Here is a 20,736-nt window from a genome sequence, read left to right as displayed (position 1 = left end):
GGTGACTGTGGCGTCGGCGACCGGCGGGGGCAACCGATGAGCCGCCGCCGGATCGCCGCGGTCGTGGTGATCGCCGCCGCGATGATCGCCAGCGTCGTCGCCGTGCCGCTGCTCGGGGGGCTCGGGGGGATCGGCGGGGCCGACGCGGGAGCGGAGACGGACGCTGCGTCGCCACCCGGTCCCGAGGCACAGGCACAGTTTCAGAACGAGAGCGGGAATGACGCGGCGGGCGGAAACGGGTTCGATCCGATACGGCTGGAGTCGCCCGAGACCGAGGGGACGGAAACCGACGCGGACGCCGGCGGGACGAACGCGGCGGCGGCACAGAGCGACCGCGAGAATGCCGTCGAAGAGGGCGTCAGCGAGGGGATCGCGCTCGTCCAGTCCCAGGGAGTCGAGGTGACCCAGGCACAGCGAGCGGCGGCGCTCGAGGGTGCGCGCCAGTCGGTGTCGCAGTTCCAGACCGTCGAGGCCGAGCAGGTACAGGCGGCGACGGCGGGGGCCGTTCACGGAACGTTGATACAGCAACAGTCGGTCAACGTCACGCAGGTCCAGTACGCGGTCGGCGGCGCGACCGGCGGGGCGCTCACGCAGTCCCAGTCGGCCAACGCGACCCAGCTTCAGAGCGCGAGCTGGGGGGCCGCACACGGCGCGATCGCCCAGAGTCAGTACGTCAGCGTCGAGCAATTGCAGGTTGCCACCAGGGGCGCGGCCGCCGGGGCCGCCAGCGAGGCGGGCGCGAAAGACGTCGGCGCGGTCCCGAGGATTCAGGAGGCCGCACAGGGGGCCGCCTACGGTGTCCTGACGCAGTATCAGTCGATCTCGGTCGAGCAGCGCCAGCGAGTGACCCTCGACCACGTCCAGCACGCCGCGGCCGGCGCTGCCGCCGGCGCGCTCGAGGGGAGTACGACCGCCGCCCTCGAGCAGCGCCAGCGAATCGATCTGCGACAGGAGCAGCGGACGGAGACGAGACAGGGCCAGCGCGTCGACGCCGAGCAGCGCCAGCGGGTGACGATCAAGCAGATACAGAAGGCCGCAGCGGGGGCGGCGAAAGGCGCACTCGTCCAGAAACAACGGGTGTCGGTCGAGGGAACGCAGGCCGCGGCCCGGGGCGCGGGTCGGGGATCGCTGACGCAGGTGCAGTCGATCCGGATCGAGCAGGTCCAGCGGATCTCGATCACGCAGGTACAGGAGGCCTCCTTCGGTGCCGCGAAAGGCGCGATCTCGGGGAGTCAGGACGCGACCGTCGAGCAGGTGCAGGCGGCCGCGGACGGGAGCGCCGGCGGAGTCTTAGTCCAGCGACAGTCGGTGTCGGTCACACAGATCCAGGCCGCGGCCGTCGGGGCCGCGGAGGGTGCGGTAACGGCAGCCGTGCAGCGACAGTCGGTGACGGTCGAGGGAGTCCAGGCCGCCGCGTTCGGTGCTGGTCAGGGTGCAGTGAGCCAGACGCAACTCGTCGACGTGACGCAGGTCCAGCGGCTCGCGTACGGCAGTGCCAGCGGGGCCCTCGTTCAGGCACAGGACGCGTCGGTCACGCAGGTCCAGGTGGCTGCCAGCAGTGCCGCGACGGAGACCGCTCGAGCCGTCCAGTCCCAGCGGATCAGTATTACGCAACTCCAGACGATAACGCAAGAGGCCGCGGCCGACGCGACCGCCTACGCCGTCTCGGAGGATACCGCCGACGTCACGGTGATCAGCCAGCACGTCGAGATAGAGGTCGAGCAGCGCATCGAGACGGTCGACCGGATCGAGGGCACCGCGTCGATCGACTTCCCCGATCAGGAGAGCGACGGGGACGCGGTCACCGTCGACGACGTCTCGCTCTCGGAGGGCGGATTCGTCGCCGTCTACGATGGCGTCGCCGTCGACACCGATCCCGACGCGATCGTCGGCGTCTCGAGCTACCTCGAGGCCGGTGATCACGAGAACGTGACCGTCGACCTCGAGGAGTCGCTGAACGAGAGCGGCCCGCTTGTCGCGGTCGTCCACCACGACACCGACGGCGACGAGGCGTTCGGCTACGTCGAGTCCGACGGCGAGGACGACGTGCCGTACGTCACCGCGGGCGGCGCGCCGGTCCTCGACGGTGCGTTCGTGACCGTTGCCGACGAGCCCGCCGAACCCGAGGCGACGCTGTCGGTCGACGATCAGGAGGGCAACGGGACGACGCTGACAATCGACGAGGCGAACGCCTCCGTTCCCTACGTCCTGACTGCGGCGTACGACAACGAAACCGTCGGGAGCGAGCCGTTCGCGGCCGGTGAGAACGTGACGAACCACACGCTCGAGCTGGAGCCGCCCCTCGAGGAGAACGCCAGCGTCGCGGTAGCGATCGTCGGCGAGGACGGCGCGACGCTCGCGAACGAGACGATCGAGTACACCGTCGCGAACGGCACCACCGAGCCCGAAGCGACGCTGTCGGTCGACGACCAGGAAGGCGAAGGCGAGTCCCTCGAGATCGACGCGGCGAGCGCGACGGTACCGTACGTCCTGACGGCCGAGTACGACGGGGAGCGGGTCGATAGCGAACCGTTCGAGGCCAACGAGACGATCGCGGAGACGGCGATCGATCTCGAGCCGCCCCTCGAGGACAACGCGAGCGTCGACGTCTCCGTTCGAGCGGCCGCGGACGACGCGATCCTGGCGAACGACACGATCGAGTACGCGGTCGTCGAGCCCGAGCCCGGCGAGCCGACGGCGAACCTCTCGGTGGCCGACCAGACCGGCGACGGGGAGACGCTGACGATCACCTCGGCCAACGCCTCCGTCGAGTACGCGCTGACCGTCGCCGACGAGAACGGAAGTCGGCTCGCGGAGACCGAGCGCTTCGCGGCCAACGAGACGATCGGCCCGCGGGAAATCGCCCTCGAGCCGCCCCTCGAGGAGAACGCGACGCTCGAGGTGTCTGTCGTCGCGGCCGAGGACGGCACGCCGATCGAGACTGACGAGGTGGCCTACACCGTCGACGGGGCGGTCCCCGACTTCGGCGTCGAGTTCACGAACTGTTCGCGGGCGGTCGTCGAGGCCGAACTCGAGGCGGGCGAGAGCGTCGCGGCGAGTACGGGCTTTTACACCTCCGGTGGCTTCGGCAACACCATCATTGAGGACTTCGTCACCGCCGGCGAGAACGTCGAGGCCCCCTTCGACGGGACGATCGTCTTCGAGATCGGCGACGAACGGAACGTCACGACCGACGGCGACGAGGTGACCGTCGAGGTTCCCGACTACGGTACCTTCGGGACCTACATCTCCGGGATCAGTTCGCCCGAGGCGGCCCCGTTCGCGTCGATCGATCACCCGAACCCCGACCTCGAGGCCTGTAACGACGAAGTCCGGCCCGAACTCCCGTCGTTGTCGGTCGAGGAGACCGAGCCCACGGCGGATGGGGACGCGATCGACGTGACGTTCGGCTACGAGAACCCCAACGACGCGGCGGTCGCGGCGAACAGCGAGTTCGTCGAGGGGACGACTACCGACGAGCCCCCGAGCGGGTTCGAACCCGGCGAACACGAGTTCACCGTCGAGTGGACGCCAGAGAGCGACGCCGAGCGCCTCGTCTGGCGGGCCGATTTCACGAACCACGGCTACGAGGAACCGGTGACCGTCGCGACGCCGCCCGCCGGCGAGATCGGGGCGTCCGAGCCCGCCGTGTTCGCCGTCTCGATCGCGTCGGTAACCAGTCCGGTCGAGCAGGGACAGGAGATCACAGTCGAAAGCGAGATCGAGAACGTCGGCGGCGAGGCGGGCACGCAAGAGGTCGCGCTCGCGATCGACGGGACCGTCGTCGATACCGAATCGGTCTCGCTCGAGGCCGGCGAGAGCCAGTCGGTCGCGTTCGACGCCGAAACCGAGGGGCTCGAGCCCGGCGAGTACACGCTCGCGGTGGCAAGCGACGACGAGACCGACGAGACGACCGTGATCGTCGAGGCGAGCGACGAGCCGGCGACTCTCGCGGTGACCGACCTCTCAGCGCCCGAGAGCGCCGAGCCCGGCCAGCAGGTGACGGTGACTGCAACCGTCGAGAATCAGGGGGATCTCGAGGGGACGGACACGGTGACCTACAGCGTCGACGGGCAGCCGGTCGCCGAGGCGACCGTGACGCTCGCTGGCGGCCAGTCGGCCGAAATTCCGTTCACGTCGTCGGTACCCGAGGGCACGTCGACGCATACGGTCGCGACCGACGACGACGAGGCGTCGGTGGTGATCGAGGCGGCCGCGCCGGCGACGACGGACACGGACGGCGGGACGGAGGCCGGTGACGATGTGGGGACTACCGCTGCTGGTGGGACCGACGGCGGAGCGGCACCCGGTCAGGGGACCGAACCGTCGTCCGAAGAGTCCGGACCGCCGAGTGAGACGGGGGCGGCGGAAGTGCCGGAGGCGGCCGAGGAGCCGAGATCCGAGACGAACGGACCGTCAGCTAACGGACCGGCCCTCGGCGGCGAGGGGACTGGAGACGCCGGAAACGAGACTGCCGGATAGACCCCGATCGCGTCGTTCTCGAGGGCGTTTCGACCGCTACGCGGTGAGCTATCGAGAGAACAGTGCCGGTGCCGCGAGTGCCGTCAGTGCTGGTGGCCGGTCGCTTCGCCGAACGTGACGCCGAACCGCTCCTCGAAGAGGTCCATTACGCGTTCCTCCTGTGCCTCGAGTTCCGGATCGGCGTCCTCGCCGTGATGGACGATGTGGTGAGCGCGGCTGGCGAAGGACAGCAGCATGACGTCGCCGACCGTCTCGACGTCGGTCTGGTCTCCCTCGGCGACGAGGTCGACGAGTCCCGACGGAATCGTCACGTCGTCGGTCGCGCCGTCTTCGGAACTGATCGAGAAGGTCGTCGTCTCGACTTCGTCTGTCATACTCCTACGGTCGGGAACCGCACCTAAAGGTGCTGTGGCTTGCAGCGAATGCACCGCCACTGCGGCCTCCGGTGACAGCCGGTCCCCCGTGGTGTTTTTGCCGATCGGCGGCGAACGACCGGGTATGCCATCCGTCGAACTCGAGGCGGAGACGATCGAACGGTTGGATGAGCTACGCGTCGACGACGAGTCCTACGACGAACTGGTCACCGAGTTGATCAACATCTACGAAACCAGCGAGTACACGATGTTTCACGCCGGTGACTGATACGGTTTCCTGTCAGTCGGTACCGGTGTCCCCGCAGGACGGTCGCGGGGACACCGGTAACCAGCGACAGTAATCCGTATGAGCGTCCCACCGGTGTCCGCATTGTCGGCTCAGCGCCCGTCGGCGACGCTCTCCCGAACCGACTCCCAACGGCCCTTCGACTCGAGGTGTGACTGGAGTTCGTCCGCGTACTCCTGGGTGAGCCGCTCGGCCGCTTTCCGCTGCTCGGCCTCGGCGGAGCCGTCGTCCCCGCCCATACCGAGCGCGCCCATGATCGAGTCGACGATCCCGCCGCCCGACGAGTCCGATCCCCCGGGTCCGCCAGGTCCGCCGGCCATCGCACCCATGCCGGCCTGCACGTTCTCGAGTTCGGGGATGACGCCGTCGAGTTTGTCGGTGTCGGCGACGATCCGCGCTCGGTCGGGCTCGTCTGGGTGTTCGATCTCGAACTCCGTGGCGGTCATGATCAAGCTCCACTGCTGGTTGGAGAACTGCGACTCCTCGATCCGCGCCGAAAACTCCTGATCGACGGTCATCCGCTCGCCGACGATCCGGTCCGTCCACGGGTTGTCGCTCATGCCCCTCGGTTGGCGCGGCCGCTGTATCAGCGTTTCCCTCCCTCTCGCCTGCGAACGGCAGGACCGGTCGGTCGCGAATCCGTCAGTTCGACGGATGGTCGTTCCTGTCAGAAAAACACTCATATAGTGATCTGTTGTATGGCACCATATAGCATAATGTATGACTGCATCCTCGTCCCGACCGACGGCTCCCGGGAGGTCGAACGGGCCCTCGAGTACGCGTTCGACCTCGCACAACTGCACAACGCGACGATCCGTGCGCTCTACGTCGTGAACGCCGCCGGCTACGGCGGGCTGCCGATGGAAACCGCACTCGAGGGCGTCAGCGACGCGCTTCGGGGCGAGGGACGGGCGGCGGTCGATCGGGTCGCGGAACTCGCGCCGGACGACGTCACCGTCGAAACCGAGGTTCGGGAGGGGTCACCGAGCCAGGTCATCGTCGACGAGGCCGGACCCGAGGCCTGCGATCTGATCGTGATGGGGACACACGGCCGCGGGGGAATCGACCGGCTGCTGCTCGGTAGCGTCACCGAACGGGTCGTCAGGCGTGCCTCGGTGCCGGTCCTGACAGTACAGGTCGATCCCGACGATCTCGAGGATCGGCCCGAGGAGCCGCGACTTACCGCCGAGTAACGCCATTTGCTGACCTGTTCGACGAGGAAAGCAGTCGACGGATCACAGCGTCCGTTCAGCGCCGTGACAGCCCTGTGGCCTATTCGTCGCTCTGAAGCGCCTCGGGGAGGAACGGCTGCACGTCCCCGTGAACGAACTCGATATAATCGTCGCTCAGCCGCCGGCAGAACAATCGGAACTCGCTGTCCGAGCGGATGGTATCGAGTTTCGGCTGTCCGGAACCGGGATCATAGTAGGCGGGAACGAACACGACCGTCTCGCTCTCCGGATCTTTCTCGACGATAAGCAGGTAGAACATGCTACTGTCCGCCGCGCGAAACACGTCCACGTCGACGAACGAACAGTTCTCGGTTAGCGATTCAAGATTCTCGTACTCGGGCCCTGGAAGGAGGACGTCGAGTCCCGTCCGCTTCTCGGAGTCCACGAGTACGGCGTCTCCGGGATGGAGTTCGAGGGCCGTCCAACCGCGGTCACGGTACTCGTCAGCGATCGCTGCCATCTCCTCGATGACTGACTGCCAACCGGACTGAGCTTGCACGTTGTTCGAGGTGTCGCTTGCCGGGTTGTCGCTCATGTCTGCACCGCGTGTACCATCGGAGATAAACGTTGTCCAAGTCCCACAAGCTATTTCTTCACTGCCTCGAGAAGTGCTGTCAATGTCCGATCTTTTATCGCTCTCCGGGCTCCGGACGCAGTTCGATACCAAACGCGGTGCGGTCAAGGCCGTCGATGGCGTCGATCTCACCGTCGAGGAAGGTGAAACCGTCGGTCTCGTCGGTGAGTCCGGCTCTGGGAAGAGCGTAACCGCACTCTCAGCAATGGACCTCGTAGACGACCCCGGCGACGTCGTGGCCGGACGCGTGTCCCTGCGGAGCGCGGCACTTGCCACGGATCTCGCAGCCGAGTTCGACGATGCCGTCGTCCCGTACCCCTTCGAACTCGTGGACGCAGTCCGAGAACTCGTCGCGGACCTTCGATCCGGCCAGGGAGGCGACTTGGCCGGACCGGAACTTCGCGGCATCGCCACCGATCTCGCTGCTCACGACGATCCATCGGACCTCGCACCAGCCCTCCAAACCGCTGCCGACCGACTGGATGACGGGACGGCGCAGTCCGTCATCGCGGACGACCTCGAAGACACCCTTGAGGATGCCGACAACGGGTTCGTCTACGTCGACGGAGCAGCACGTGAGCAGTTGGAGAGTGGCGTCGACGCCGACGAAATCGCGGTTGAGGACGGCGTCATCGACCTAACGGATGCGCCTGAGGAGGCGATGCGAAAGGTCCGCGGTAGCGAGATGGGGATGATCTTCCAAGACCCGATGACGTCCCTAAATCCCGCGGTTACCGTCGGCGAACAGGTCGCGGAGTCGCTCCGACTCCATCAGTACGGCGAACGGAAGCGGGACACGTGGCTGAACGCCGTCCGAGAGATTCTCCCATCGATCAGAGAGAACGAACACGACGAGGAGGTTATGGAGGATGTTGTCGAAATCCTCACCGAGGTCGGCATTCCGGAGGCGACTACGCGCCTTGAGGAATACCCCCACGAGTTCTCCGGCGGAATGCGCCAGCGCGTCCTCATCGCAATCGCACTCGCATGTCGGCCGAGTCTCCTCATCGCTGACGAGCCGACGACCGCCCTCGACGTGACCATTCAGGCTCAAATTCTCGACCTCATCGACGACCTTCAAGAGGAGTTCGGGATGTCGGTACTGATGATTACCCACGACCTCGGCGTCGTCGCGGAGACCTGCGACCGGGTCGCAGTAATGTACGCCGGCGAAATCGTCGAGGAGGGTCCCGTCGAGGAGATCTTTTCCGATCCGAGCCACCCGTATACGTACACGCTGCTCGAGTCTATCCCGACGGAGGAGAAAGACCGCTTGACACCTATCGAAGGCAACGTCCCTGACCTCATCGACATGCCCGATGGATGTCACTTTGCCGATCGATGCCCGTGGGCCCAGCCCGAGTGTCGCGAGGGCGAAATTCCGTTCCGCCAGCACGGTCCCGATGACGTCGATCATCGGGCAAAATGTCTCTTCAATTCCTTCGACAAGGACGAGTACGGCAACGACGGCGTCGCGTCCGCAACCGACCACGAAATCGGTGAGCCACTCGTCGAACTCCGCAAGATGCGGAAATACTATCAGCAGGAAGACGGAATTCTCGACCGGTTCATCGACGAGCAACCGAGCGTGAAAGCCGTCGACGGCGTGAGTTTCGATATTCACGAGGGCGAGACCCTCGGACTGGTCGGCGAATCGGGCTGTGGCAAGTCGACGGCGGGTCGCGCCATTCTCCATCTCAACCGGCCGACGGACGGAACGGTAGTGTTTGCCGGCGATAATCTCGGAGACCTCTCGAAGTCGGAGTTGCGGGAGAGGCGCAAGGACATGCAGATGGTGTTTCAGGACCCGATGTCGAGTCTCGATCCGCGAATGACCGTCGGAAAGACCATTATGGAGCCGCTGAAGATCCACGGCCTCCCCGAGACCGATCCCGACGTGGTGACACGCGCGGACGTTTCGACGGCCGGTATCTCGCCGGACGCAGTCTCCGTTGACGTCGCGGACAACGTGGACGCGTTACTCGGGAGTACCGATGGAGAAACCGTCGTCCCCGTGACCGTCACCGTGGCTGACGGCGATGTCACCGTAGATGTCGAGGGCGCGCTCGGCGTGACGACGGACGTGACGCGCGACAACGGCCGAATCACGAGCGTACACGTCGACATTTCTGCAGGCGACTCGAAGCGCATACTCCGCCGTCGCCGCGTCATGCAACTCCTCGAGGAAGTCGGTCTCGACGCGGGTCAATATGGTCGCTATCCTCACGAACTCTCCGGTGGGCAGCGCCAGCGCGTCGGTATCGCTCGTGCCCTCGCAGTTGATCCGGACTTCATCGTCGCTGACGAGCCGGTGTCGGCGCTTGACGTCTCCGTGCAGGCACAGATCATTAACCTGCTCGAGGACCTGCAAGACGAGTTCGGGCTGACGTACCTGTTCATCGCCCACGACCTCTCTGTTGTCCGGCATATATCGGACCGCGTGGCCGTGATGTACCTCGGCGAGATCGTCGAAGTTGCGGACACCGACGAGCTATTCGCGGAACCGAAACACCCCTACACGAACGCCTTGCTGTCGGCGATCCCCGAGCCGGATCCGCTAACAGCCACCGACGACCGGACCATCCTGAAAGGCGACGTGCCGTCCCCTATCGATCCGCCATCCGGCTGTCACTTCCGGACGCGGTGCCCGTCGATCATCCCGCCCGAGGATCTCGACATCCAACAGGAGCGCTACCGAGAAGTCATGTTCTACCGACAGCGAGTCGAAGCCCGTGACATCGACCTCGAGGCGGCCAAAGAGAGAACACCCGAGGAGACGCCATCGCCGCGTGCGGTTACGGACGGTGGCAACGACTTCGCCGCCGCGCTTGATGCACAGTTCTTCGACGGGCCCCTATCGGGTCGCGCTCGCGAGGCAGTCGACGAGTCCTACCGCCATCTCGCTGACGGCGACTGGGAGGCCGCCGAAGCCGCCCTCGCGGACACGTTCGAGAGCGTCTGCGAACGAACTGACCCCACACTCGCCGACGGTGCCCATCCGGCTGCCTGTCATCTCTTCAACCCCAGCGAGTAAGCGACTCGGCCTTCGTCGCCAGACTGATTGGAACGGTGGGCGGGCATACTGATCGAACAGATTCGCGGCCGTTCCCACCACAATACTATATTTTTATAGCGATAACTGCTCAGCTTATCTCGATACAAACCTACGGGGAGTTGTAAATCGTTTTCGCCCAATTTTGTCCGGTACCATTATATACATGGCACCAAGTTGTGGTGCTATGTCAGGCCATAACGATGCGGTATCCAGACGTGGTTTCCTGAAGTCGGCCGGAAGCGCGACTGTCGTCGCAACTGCAGCGAGTTCCATGTCAGGCTGTCTCGGTGGGAACAGCGGGAGCAGCGGGACGCTCCGGTACGGACGCAGTTCGCATTCGGACACCCTTGACCCCCAGAACACGACCAGCGGCGAAGTCTCGAAGGTCACGAACCAGATTTACGACGGCCTTATCGACTTCGAGCCCGGCGAGGCAGCCATCACGGAGAGTCTCGCAACCGACTGGACGATGGAGGGCGAAGACGTCACGATCGAACTGCGCGAGGACGCGCAGTTCGACGACGGCTCTGACTTCACCGCCGACGACTTCGTCGCAACCTACCGGCGATTCGTCGACGAAGAATACGAGTACTACTTCGAGGATGCGTCCGCATACGGACCGTTCACGCTTGGGAACTGGATCGACTCCGTTGAGACCGACGGAGACTATACGCTGAACATTACGCTCACGCAGCCGTACGCACCGTTCCTGCGTAACCTTGCGATGTTCGCCGCCGTCGTCCTCCCGCAGGACGGAATCGAGGGAGATTTCGACTTCAAAACGGACGCCAACGGTACTGGTCCGTTCCAACTCGAGGAACTCGACGACTCGAACGGTCGTATTCTACTGACCCCCAACGACAATTACTGGGGCGATGCCCCGAACGTGGAGGAACTCCTGTTCATCGAGCGCGGCCAGAACTCCACGCGGACGCAAGCCCTCGTCGAAGGCGAACTCGAGATCATCGACAACCTCGGACCCAACAACATCGGAACAGTCGAAAGTTCCGATGCCGCCGAAGTCCAGTCTGGGCAGGGGATCAACGTCGGCTACATGTCGCTCAACCAGTCCCGCATGGAGGAATTCCGCGACCCGGATGTCCGGCGGGCAATCAGTTACGCCATCGATACCGAATCCATCGTCAACGAAGTATACTCGGGCATCGCCGAACAGGCCGACCAGCCGTGTCCGCCGGCGCTGTTCGGACACAACGACGATCTCAGCCCGTACGCCTACGACCCTGACGAGGCACAGTCATTGTTGGACGAGACCGAGTACAGTGACGGGTTCTCGTTCAACTTGACGACTTTCCAGAACGCTCGTGGGTACAATCCGGCACCGCTTCCGACGGCGGAGACTATCCGAACGAACCTCAGCGAGATCGGCATCGACGTCACGATCGACGAGCGACAGTTCTCGGACTACCTTACCTACACCTCCGAAGGGAAACACGACGCGTCCCTCGCTGGCTGGTATACGGACAACGCCGACCCTGACAACTTCTACTACGTCCTGCTTCATCCCCAGGTTGAGTCCCCCGACGGACAGGACTGGGTCGACTGGGGTACCGAGGGCTACAACACGTCTAACCGGTCCGCGTGGGCGAACCAGGAGTTCATGGACCTCGTTGAGGAAGCCCAGCAGACGGCAGACCAAGACGGGCGTGCCGAACTCTACCACGAGGCGGCCCAGATCGCCCACGACGAGGCTCCGTGGGTCTTCATCGACTACGCCGACGAGATCCGCGGTGTCCGCAATAACGTCAGCAATTACGAGGTTTCGGCCATCGGTGGGCCGCACCTCCACCTGGTCGAACTCGAGTAACACGGCCAGTTGACGAGAGCTTTTTAAACTTATAAACATATCTCAGAATAATGGTCTCAAAGCGGTTCGTTGCCAAACGTCTGCTGTTGCTCGGTCCGGTGCTGTTCGGGGTAGCAACGGTAGTCTTCGCCATCCTCCAACTCTCGCCAGGTGATCCCGCGGTCGCAATCGCGGGCGAACGCGCGAGTCAGGAGTACATCAACCAGGTTCGAACTGATCTTGGACTCGATGATCCTCTGTGGCAGCAGTACGTCCGGTTCCTCCGAGACACTGCGACGCTCGAGTTCGGAGAGTCCTACAAGATCCGGCGCGGCGCCGACGTAAGCGAAATCCTCGCCGATCGGCTTCCGATTACCATCGAACTCGCCATACTCGGTCAGATCGCGGGCCTTCTGTTCGGGCTTCCCCTTGGCATCCTGAGCGCCGTCAAGAAAGATACGTTGACCGATCACTTCTCGCGGATCGGCGCACTTACGGGCATCAGTGTCCCGATCTACTGGAGCGGTCCGCTCCTCATCCTGCTGTTTGCACAGTTCCTGGGTATCCTCCCGACGAGCGGCCGTATCGGATCGACACACTTCATCGACTCGACAACCGGATTCATCCTCATCGATACACTACTGGCCGGAGATCTGGCAGCATTTCAGTCCGCAGTTCGCCATCTGCTCATGCCGGTTCTCGTCCTCGGCGTCTACTCGATGGCGTTTATCTCCCGGATGATGCGGTCATCGATGCTGGAAGTCGTTCGTCAGGACTACATGCGGACGGCCCGCGCGAAAGGACAGGGCGCGAAGACGACGATCATGAAACATGGTCTCCGGAACGCGTTTATCCCTGTCATCACTATCATCGGGATCCAGTTCGGATCGATGCTCGGCGGCTCCGTCCTGACCGAGACGGTGTTCGAAATCAACGGTATTGGGACGTTGCTCGTGGACGCGATCAACAAGAGCGACTATCCAGTGGTACAGGCGACCGTTCTCGTGTTCGCGTTCATGTACACGATAGTGAACCTTTTCGTCGACATCACGTATTCCATCCTCGACCCACGAATTGACCAATGAGTACTGAAACCCAATCACCAGACATCGAGCGCAGTACCATCGAGCGTATCCGCGCCAGCCCGTTCCTCACGGAACTCCTGTCGAACCGCCTTGCCGTTATCGGCCTCACAATCATTGGCGCGATGTTCGCCGTCGCCATCTACGCGCGGTTCGCGTACGACCTCGGTGCGATCGTCAACACACAGTTCGGGACGAATCCGACGAAGGCAGCGCCCAGCAGCGGGTTCTGGTTCGGGACGGACGGACAAGCTCGCGACATCTTCCCGCGCGTGCTGTACGGCGCGTGGTACGCACTGAAATTCGGGACTGCGACTGTCCTCGCGTCCACGTTCCTCGGCATCACTGCCGGCATCATCGCAGCGTATTACGGCGACCTCACGGACAACATAATCATGCGGACGATGGACGTGCTTCTATCGTTTCCGTCGCTGTTGCTTGCCCTGGCACTCGTCACCATCTTCCCCGAGTCGCTGGGGCTGTGGCGTGCTGTTGCCGCGCTCACGCTCGTGTACACGCCGCGATTCGCCCGCGTCGTCCGCGGCGCAGCGCTGAAAGTCCTCGAGGACGAGTACATCGAGGCGACGCGCGCACTCGGCGCGACCGATCCACGGCTGCTGATTCGTCACGTCCTGCCGAACTGTCTGGCTCCGATCACCGTTCAGTCGACGTTGAACTACGGTCTGGCAATTATCGATATCGCGGCGCTGTCGTTTCTCGGCTTCGGCGCCAAACCTGGCGACCCCTCGTGGGGAATGATGCTCTCGGAGGGCGTCACACGGGGCCTGTTCTCGGGCGCGTGGTGGTGGTCGTTCTTCCCTGGTCTGTTCCTCGCACTCACCGTACTCGGGTTCAACCTCCTCGGTGACGGAATGCGAGACGCCCTGGATCCACGCATGCGTGATGCCGTCGACTGATCCCGGCGTCCCCGTCTCGGGGGGCTACGTCGAGCGGACTCGCCGGCTCGTGACCGCAGCCGCTCGCTGGGTGACGATCGGGGCCGCACTCGGGACAACGATCTCTCTCGGGCTACTGGTTGTCCTGTCGCCACGAACAGCGACCGACACGGCGTTCGCGTTCGGTACGCTACTACTCGGATTCGGCGTCACCGCGTGGTCGACGGCAGTCGGTCTCGGGCGAACCATCGAAGGGATGAGAGACCGACTCGATGTGAGTTCCGGATGGACAGAGGCCGGCGCTCGCGAGGCGTTTTTTGTGATGTCGTGGACGGGAGCAGGGTGGGTGGTCGCCGCGGCTGGCTGTTCGATACTGCTCGGCGTGTGATCCGCCCACACTGGTCGCTTACGGCGTTGCTGTTGGTGCCAAGCAGACGTGAGTGTTCACGCCGAGCGGCTCTGGTCTCTGTCAGTGATCACGAGTTTCGGTCCGATCCATGACAGTCGAACCGATTACTGTTCAGACGGGACGGAGGTGTTCGCAGTCGCCCGCCGACACCGTCACCCGCCCGTCGTCGGTTTCGACTACGAGCGCGCCCGACTCGGTCACGTCGACCGCCTCCCCGACGATCTCGCCCGCGGGGCGGTCGACCCGCACCCGCTGGCCGAGCGTCAACGCCAGTTCGCGCCACGCGGGAACGACCCTCTCGAGGTCGTTGCGGTGGTCGTCGAAGGACTCGAGCAGGCGCTGGACGAACCGCCGGCGGTCGACGTCACCCGCCTCCTCACGGATGCTGGTCGCGCCCTCGGGCAGCGCGTCGGCGTCGATGTTCGCGTTGATGCCGGGCCCGACAATGACCCACTCGACGCGGTCGGTCTCGCCTTCCATCTCCGTGAGAATCCCCGAAAGCTTCCGGTAGTCGCCGTCGTCGCCGACCGGGACGACCACGTCGTTGGGCCACTTGATTCGAGCATCGACGCCCGCCTCGCGGGCCGCTCGCGCCGTCGCGACCGAGATCGCGAGCGTGTACAGCGGGGCCTGCGCGGCCGCGATATCGGGCCGGGTGACGACGCTCAGCCAGACGCCGCCCGGCGGCGCCGTCCACTCGCGCTCGAGGCGGCCGCGGCCGCCGGTCTGTTCGTCTGCGAGGACGACCACGTCGGTCGCGCCCTCGCCCGCGAGTTCACGCGCCCGGTCGTTGGTACTCCCGACGGAGTCGTGATATTCGACCGAAAACGGGGCCTCGAGCCCGAACTCGACTGCGGGTGCGTTGTACGCCTCGATCTCGCCGAGATCGTAGCCGTTCGGCCCGCTCTCGATCTCGAAGTCCGCCTCGCGCAGCGCCTCGATGTGCTTCCAGACGGCCGCCCGCGAGACGTCGAGGGCGTCGGCCAGTTCCGGCCCCGAAACCGGACCGTCGGCAAGCGCCTCGAGGACCGCGCGTCGCGTGTCGTTCATACCCTCGAAAGGGGGGCGCGATCACTTCAATCGGCTGGATCACCGGTCGTGTGACCGCGGCGACGCGGCGGTGACGAAAAACGAGAGACGACCCCGGTCAGTCCCGGAGTTCGCGTAGCTTCTCGCGACCAGGCGCGATCAGTTCGTCGAGGTAGGTCGCCAGCGTCCCCTTCGCGTCGGCGGGGTGGAGTTCGCCGGACTCGAGATCGGCTGCCAGCGACTCGTAGCCCTCGTAGGTCAGGTCGCCGCCGTACTCTTCGGGGCGTTCGACCACGACCTCGTCGAAGCGGGGGAAGACGTGGTACTCGAAGAGTTCGAGGACCGGGTTCTCGCGCTCGTTGCCCTCGTCGTCGGGCTCCGGATCCCGCGTTGGGGGACAGTACGCCGAATTGACCTTCTCTTCTACGTCCGCGGTCGAGTCCTCCATCGAGATCGTGGTCCCCTCGCTCGAGGACATCTTCCCCTCGCCGGTCGTGAGGTCGGCGAGGATGGGGGTGTGGATCGCCGGCCGGACCTCGTAGTCGAGCTCCGGCAGTTTCTCGCGGGCGAGCATGTGGACCTTCCGCTGATCGAGCCCGCCGACCGCCAGATCCAGATCGAGGTACTCGATGTCGAGCGTCTGCATCAGCGGGTAGACCAGGTGGCTCACCTTGGCCGTCTCGTCGCCCTGAATCTCGGCCATCGCGCGCTGGGCTCGGTTCATCGTCGTCGCCTGCTCGAGGGTGTGCAGATCGCGGGTGTACGCCTCGTCGAACTGGAACGTCGAGCCGTAGACGAACTCGGTCCGCTCCTCGTCGAGGCCGTACGCGAGGAACTGGGCCTTCATCCGCTCGGCAGTCGCCCGGATCTCCTCGAGCGACCCCTTCTCGTTGAGGTAGGCGTGGGCGTCCGCCAGCAGGATCACGACCTCCATGCCGGCTTCCTGGAGGTCGATGAGCTTGTTCGCGGTCAGGAGATGCCCCAGATGGAGGACGCCGGAGGGTTCGTAGCCGACGTAGGCCCGCTTGCCCTTGGGATCCTCCGTGAGGTCGCGGACCTCCTCATCGGTGACGACCTCCTCGGCGTTTCGCGTGAGTAACTCGTAGGCGTCCATGTACGGAGGGAACCGGAGGAGGAATTTATACCTCCTGATACGGTCTACTGTCAGTCATTGCCGGTGGGACCGCGACCTACCCTGCGGTCCCACCGAGAAATCGGGACACAACCCGTATGAAAGGCGCTCGAGTCGATGCGCCGAACCCGAACGGCGGTTCCGATCGGCGGGTTCAGGACCGACTCGAGCGATGGTGTCGGTCGACCACTGAGTCGCGACCGTGCGGTCAGAGATCGCCCGACCGGATCCGCTTCTCGGCGTCCTCGAGCGCGCGCTCGCGGTCGAAGTCCGCGATAATCGCACGGAGGGTAGCCTCATCGGCGTCGGCCAACTCACGCGCGTGATCGGTCATGTTCGGTACCGCGCGGATGATGTTGTCGACGATCGGGACGTCGGCCACCTGCGGTGATCGCGAGAGGGGGTTGAGATCGATGACGATCTCGGTCTTGTCCATCTCGTCTAAGGCTTCCGCGCGATCGCCGTCCTCGAGGGGAACCAGCACCACGTCAGCCGCGTAGATCCCGTCGGCGTCGACCTTCGCCCGCTGGTGATCGAGGTTCGGGATCCGTGCGTCGGCCTCGAGCCCTTTCACGTCGTCCGCGCCGTGGTCGCGGAGGTGGTCGGCGATGGCCTCGATGCGCTCGGGCGTCCGGTTGAAGAGGTTGACCTCGAGGTCGGCACCGGTTGCGTCGGCGAGTTCAGCCATCTCGCCAGGGACCAGCGCCGCGACGTTGCCGTTGATCGAGAGGACGGGACGGTCGGCCAGCAGGAGGTGTGCCGCGGCCGCCCGTTCGGCCGCGTCGGCGCTGGGAATCGTCTCCTCGCCGAGCAGATAGTCGAAGGCGCTGCCCCGCCCCTCCGCGTGCATCCCCTGGAGGTGGGTGATCCCCTTCTCGACGCCCCGCTCGATGCGGTGACGAGTGAGCAGATCCTGGTATCTGGGGTGGTCTGCCGGGATCTCCTCCTCGTCTTCGACGTCGGCGGAGACGCTGTCGTAATCGGTCACGATCGATCACTGGGTTCGATCGATAAAAAACGGCCCGATCGCCCGCCGAGTCGACTCGAGCGAGCGCCGCGTTCCCGCGGCGAAACGGACCGGTCAGTAGTCGGTGCGAGCCGCTGGCGCCGTCACTCGGTGAAGGTGATCCAGCCGTCGGGGGCCTGTGCCTTCACGTCGTTCATCGCCTCGCGGGCCTCGGTGCGGTTCTCGTAGGTCTGGGTACTCTCGGCCATCGTCGCGCCGTACTCGTCGATCAGCTGCCAGACCCAGCCGTCCTCTGCGGTGTGGAGTTCGAACGAGACGCTGTCGATCTCGAGGATGCTCGCCGACTCGATCAGCCCGCGGACGTCCGCGAGGGCGTCGCGGGCGTCGTCGGCCGTCTCGTGGGTCTCGGAGCCGGTCGCGACGGTGCGGCCGTCCTCGTCGATGAGCCGCCACTGCCAGCGGTCCTCCTCGTCGGCGACGAGTTCGAAGGAGGCGACGTCGAAGTCGACGCGGCCGGCCATCGGCGCGAGCTGGCGGACCTCCTCGATCGCCTCGAGCAGGGTCTCGCGATCGGGTTCGGAGTCGACGGCCTCGGCGATAACGGTCCGCTCGGCGTCGACGAGTTCCCACGACCAGCCGTCCGCGTCGTCGACGCGGATCGCCGCGTCCTCGATCGCGAAGATCGGCGCGTCGGCCGCGTGTCGCTTGAGGTCCTCGACGCCGTCCATCGCGGCCTCGCGGTCGCCGTAGGAGACGGTCGCGTCGGCGATCTCCTCGCGGTCGCGATCGAGCAGTCGGAAGCGCCACTCGTCGGTGCCGTAGAGCTGGACCGAGACGTCGCCGATCGTGTGCCGGCGCGCCGACACAGCGGCCTCGCGCACGTCGTCGAGGCTGTCGACCAGTTCGTCCTGTGTCGGGTGTGCCTCGCCGTCGACGGCGACGGTCTCGCCCGAGGGCAAGACGAACCGCCAGTGCCAGTCCTCGGTCGCGTACGGCTGGAAGATCGCCCGGTCCATCGTCCGCACGTCCGAATCGAGATGCTCGAGCAGGCGGTTCATCGCCTGGCGGGCGGCCCCGCGGGTCGGGTGGGTCGCGGGGTCCTCGGCGACGAGCTTGCCGGCCTCGTCGATGAGCCGCCAGCCCCACTCGTCGTCCTCGTTGACGAAGAGTTCGAACGCCGCGGTCTCGATCTCGAGCAGTTCGGCCTCGGGGGCCTGCTCTTTCAGCGTCATCATCGCCTCGGCGGCCTCGCCGCGGGAGGTGTGTTCAGCGCCGCTGTCGGCCAGAACGTTGCCGTCCTCGTCGATGAGCCGCCAGCGCCATTCGCCGGAGTCGGCCTCGTAGACCTGGAAGGCGGCGTTCTCGAACTCGATGAGTTCCGCCTCGCTGGCCTGCTGGCGGACCCGCTCGATGGCGTCGGTCGCCGACTCGGCGTCGGGATGTGGTTCGGTACTCGCGGCGACGACGTCGCGGTCGTCGGTGACGAGCCGCCAGTGCCACGGGCTCGCATCCTCGGCGTCGGGGGCGTCGACGGCCGTCCCGCCGTCGGCCGCCGGTTCGGGCTCCTCGATTGCCGCGGGGAGGTCGTCGTCGGGCGTCGAGGCGGCGCTGCCGGTGTCGACGTCTTCGGCCGGATAGACCTCGTACTCCGCGTCGTCGATCTCGACGACGTCGGCGTCGGCAGCGTTGTCGCCGAACCGCTCGGTCCACGTATCGACCGCGAGACGGTCGTCGGTCCCCTCGGGGCTTCGCGCGACCACGTGTTCGGTCTCGTCGACGAGCCGGTAGCGCCACTCTTGGCCGGACTCGTAGAGTTCGTAGGTCGGCTCGCCGGCCACGGTGACCGACGCCGACTCGAGTTCAGGCAAGAGTGCCTCGGCCGCCTCCTCGGCGTCGCGCCGGGAATCGAAGGCGTCGGTACTGGTCGCGAGGACGTCGTCGGCGGCGTCGACGATCCGCCAGCTCCAGCCGTCGGCCCGCTCGCGGAGTTCGACGCCGACGTTCTCGACGTCGAGGACTCGCGCTCGATCGAACCGTTCGGCGAAGGTGCGGGCGGCCTCTTCGGCCCGTTCCTGGGTCGAGTGGCCCGTCTCGCTCGAGGCCAGCGGCACGCGGTCGTCGTCGACCAGTTGCCAGTACCACTTGTCGCGGCGCTCCTCGTAGGTAAAGGCCGCCCCCTCGATCTCGATTACGTCGGCGTCCGGCCCCTCGTCTTTGAGGAAGCTCACCGACTCTTCGGCCCCGTCGCGCTCGTCGAACTCGCCGGCACAGGCACCGACGATCGAACCGTCGTCGCGCGCGAGCGTCCACTGCCAGGTGCCGTCGCGGTCCTCGTAGAGCCGGAACGCGGAGGTCGTCAGCTCCATCAGCCCCGCGGAGCTGATCTGGGATTTCACCCGCTCGATCCCCTCCGTGGCCTCCGGCCGCGTCACCGCACTCTCCGTACTCTGGGCCAGGGCCTCGAGGTGGAGGACGTGCCACTGCCAGTCGCCGTTGTCGTCACGGAAGGCGGCGAATTGGGCGCTTTCCATCGCGTCGCCGGTGAGGATCGGCGGGTCCTCGGTCTGGCCTTCCTCTTCGACGAACATGCCGCGTTGGCCGGTCAGAATAGGGACGAGGGCCGTCACCCCCGCGATGATGCCGATCCCCAACGTGTAGACGGAGATCACCTCGACGCTGTAGTCGACGCCCAGTTCCCGCCAGTTGTTCGGATACGCCCACCCGAAGAAGCCGACGCCCGCAAACGAGACGAGCAGACCGACGAAACTCGCCTGGATTCCCCGTTTCCGCACCGGTAACATCAGTACGATCCCGAACAGACAGAGCGCGAGTCCGGTCGCAGCGGTGATCCCGGAGGCCCTGATCAGCGTGTACGGCTCCCCCTCGCCTGCGTACCCGACGACGAACGTCGCCACGCCCGCGGCCCCGATGACGTAGCCGACGATGAACAGCCAGTAGCCGTAGACGTCCTTGCTCGAGTCGGGTTCCCCGACGTAGTGTTCGTACAACTGAAACAGGTTTTGGTGAATGTCAGTGCGTGAAGCCATTTCGAAACTTGGCCCGATAACTCGAACGTACCATAATAAATTTTTGGCCAATGTTTTCGGTTCTGGTATTTCCAGCGCCCCACTCTCTCACCGAAACCCGGCAGTCGATTTCCGCCGTCGAATATCCGTTCTCGAAACGACGGGATGGCAGTAACCGGTCCGAGACGAACCCTCTGTATTACCTTTGTGAAAAATAGCAGTGGAACGAACGGCGACTCGAGCGGGCCATCGGCGGCTCATCGCGGAAAGCGAGACGCATCCGGTTCGCCGTCCTGCGGTTTCTCGATATATCTATATGGCAGCTGATACGAGTGTGGCGTACTTAAACGCGACGGGCCCCGGATCTGTCGCGTGGCACCGGCGCTTG

Annotated in this window: 15 protein-coding genes; 8 read left to right on the top strand and 7 right to left on the bottom strand. The window is 65.1% G+C overall.

Going from position 1 to position 20,736, the window contains the following annotated elements:
* Nucleotides 1-36 precede the first annotated feature (36 nt).
* On the top strand, nucleotides 37-4,482 hold the full coding sequence (locus tag NP511_RS14985; protein ID WP_049966125.1) for a DUF7282 domain-containing protein: 4,446 nt from the start codon (nucleotides 37-39) through the stop codon (nucleotides 4,480-4,482).
* An 83-nt stretch (nucleotides 4,483-4,565) separates the two neighbouring features.
* Here the strand turns inward: NP511_RS14985 and NP511_RS14980 are convergent, their stop codons facing one another.
* Nucleotides 4,566-4,856 (bottom strand): DUF7545 family protein, encoded by a 291-nt coding sequence (locus NP511_RS14980; protein WP_006179924.1) that lies wholly within the window; start codon nucleotides 4,854-4,856, stop codon nucleotides 4,566-4,568.
* 124 nt (nucleotides 4,857-4,980) lie between these two features.
* Between NP511_RS14980 and NP511_RS14975 the strand changes: the two genes are divergently transcribed.
* Entirely contained in the window at nucleotides 4,981-5,124 is a 144-nt protein-coding gene (locus NP511_RS14975; RefSeq protein WP_006179925.1) for a DUF7557 family protein, read from the top strand.
* 110 nt (nucleotides 5,125-5,234) lie between these two features.
* Here the strand turns inward: NP511_RS14975 and NP511_RS14970 are convergent, their stop codons facing one another.
* A complete protein-coding gene (locus NP511_RS14970) occupies nucleotides 5,235-5,702 on the bottom strand; it encodes a DUF5799 family protein (RefSeq protein ID WP_049966124.1) in 468 nt (155 codons plus the stop codon).
* 156 nt (nucleotides 5,703-5,858) lie between these two features.
* Between NP511_RS14970 and NP511_RS14965 the strand changes: the two genes are divergently transcribed.
* The gene (locus NP511_RS14965; protein ID WP_006649685.1) at nucleotides 5,859-6,335 is read left to right on the top strand and encodes a universal stress protein; all 477 of its coding nucleotides are present in this window, start codon (nucleotides 5,859-5,861) and stop codon (nucleotides 6,333-6,335) included.
* A gap of 79 nt (nucleotides 6,336-6,414) precedes the next feature.
* Here NP511_RS14965 and NP511_RS14960 read toward each other — a convergent pair whose 3' ends face one another.
* Nucleotides 6,415-6,909 carry a DUF7529 family protein gene (locus NP511_RS14960; protein WP_049966123.1) on the bottom strand — a complete coding sequence of 165 codons (495 nt, stop codon included), beginning with the start codon at nucleotides 6,907-6,909 and terminating at the stop codon, nucleotides 6,415-6,417.
* Nucleotides 6,910-6,991: 82 nt separating this feature from the next.
* On the opposite strand from NP511_RS14960, the gene NP511_RS14955 reads away from it, so the two are divergent.
* From NP511_RS14955 to NP511_RS14935, 5 genes are all read left to right on the top strand, one after another.
* Entirely contained in the window at nucleotides 6,992-9,982 is a 2,991-nt protein-coding gene (locus NP511_RS14955) for a dipeptide ABC transporter ATP-binding protein (protein ID WP_049966122.1), read from the top strand.
* 205 nt (nucleotides 9,983-10,187) lie between these two features.
* Nucleotides 10,188-11,828: an ABC transporter substrate-binding protein gene (locus NP511_RS14950; protein ID WP_049966121.1), complete on the top strand. Its 1,641-nt coding sequence runs from the start codon at nucleotides 10,188-10,190 to the stop codon at nucleotides 11,826-11,828.
* 50 nt (nucleotides 11,829-11,878) lie between these two features.
* Nucleotides 11,879-12,892, top strand: coding sequence for an ABC transporter permease (locus NP511_RS14945; RefSeq protein WP_049966120.1), 1,014 nt, complete (start codon nucleotides 11,879-11,881; stop codon nucleotides 12,890-12,892).
* Nucleotides 12,889-13,806 carry an ABC transporter permease gene (locus NP511_RS14940; RefSeq protein WP_049966119.1) on the top strand — a complete coding sequence of 306 codons (918 nt, stop codon included), beginning with the start codon at nucleotides 12,889-12,891 and terminating at the stop codon, nucleotides 13,804-13,806. The genes NP511_RS14945 and NP511_RS14940 overlap by 4 nt, the downstream gene beginning before the upstream one ends.
* Before the next feature lie 49 nt (nucleotides 13,807-13,855).
* Nucleotides 13,856-14,173 carry a DUF7268 family protein gene (locus tag NP511_RS14935; protein WP_233274349.1) on the top strand — a complete coding sequence of 106 codons (318 nt, stop codon included), beginning with the start codon at nucleotides 13,856-13,858 and terminating at the stop codon, nucleotides 14,171-14,173.
* Nucleotides 14,174-14,305: 132 nt separating this feature from the next.
* On the opposite strand, the gene NP511_RS14930 is transcribed toward NP511_RS14935, so the two are convergent.
* The 4 genes from NP511_RS14930 to NP511_RS14915 all read right to left on the bottom strand — a co-directional run bounded on the left by NP511_RS14930 (nucleotide 14,306) and on the right by NP511_RS14915 (nucleotide 20,369).
* Nucleotides 14,306-15,244 (bottom strand): biotin--[acetyl-CoA-carboxylase] ligase, encoded by a 939-nt coding sequence (locus NP511_RS14930; RefSeq protein ID WP_006649686.1) that lies wholly within the window; start codon nucleotides 15,242-15,244, stop codon nucleotides 14,306-14,308.
* Between the two features lie 97 nt (nucleotides 15,245-15,341).
* Nucleotides 15,342-16,337, bottom strand: a complete 996-nt coding sequence (locus NP511_RS14925) for a tyrosine--tRNA ligase (protein WP_049966117.1) — start codon at nucleotides 16,335-16,337, stop codon at nucleotides 15,342-15,344.
* A gap of 226 nt (nucleotides 16,338-16,563) precedes the next feature.
* Nucleotides 16,564-17,343, bottom strand: coding sequence for a 4-phosphopantoate--beta-alanine ligase (locus NP511_RS14920; RefSeq protein ID WP_049966116.1), 780 nt, complete (start codon nucleotides 17,341-17,343; stop codon nucleotides 16,564-16,566).
* 122 nt (nucleotides 17,344-17,465) lie between these two features.
* On the bottom strand, nucleotides 17,466-20,369 hold the full coding sequence (locus NP511_RS14915) for a YegP family protein (RefSeq protein WP_049966115.1): 2,904 nt from the start codon (nucleotides 20,367-20,369) through the stop codon (nucleotides 17,466-17,468).
* Nucleotides 20,370-20,736 lie beyond the last annotated feature (367 nt).

The organism is Natrinema thermotolerans, assembly GCF_031165565.1.
In the GTDB taxonomy this organism is placed as follows: domain Archaea; phylum Halobacteriota; class Halobacteria; order Halobacteriales; family Natrialbaceae; genus Natrinema; species Natrinema thermotolerans.
This window is presented reverse-complemented; position numbering and strand designations above follow the sequence as displayed.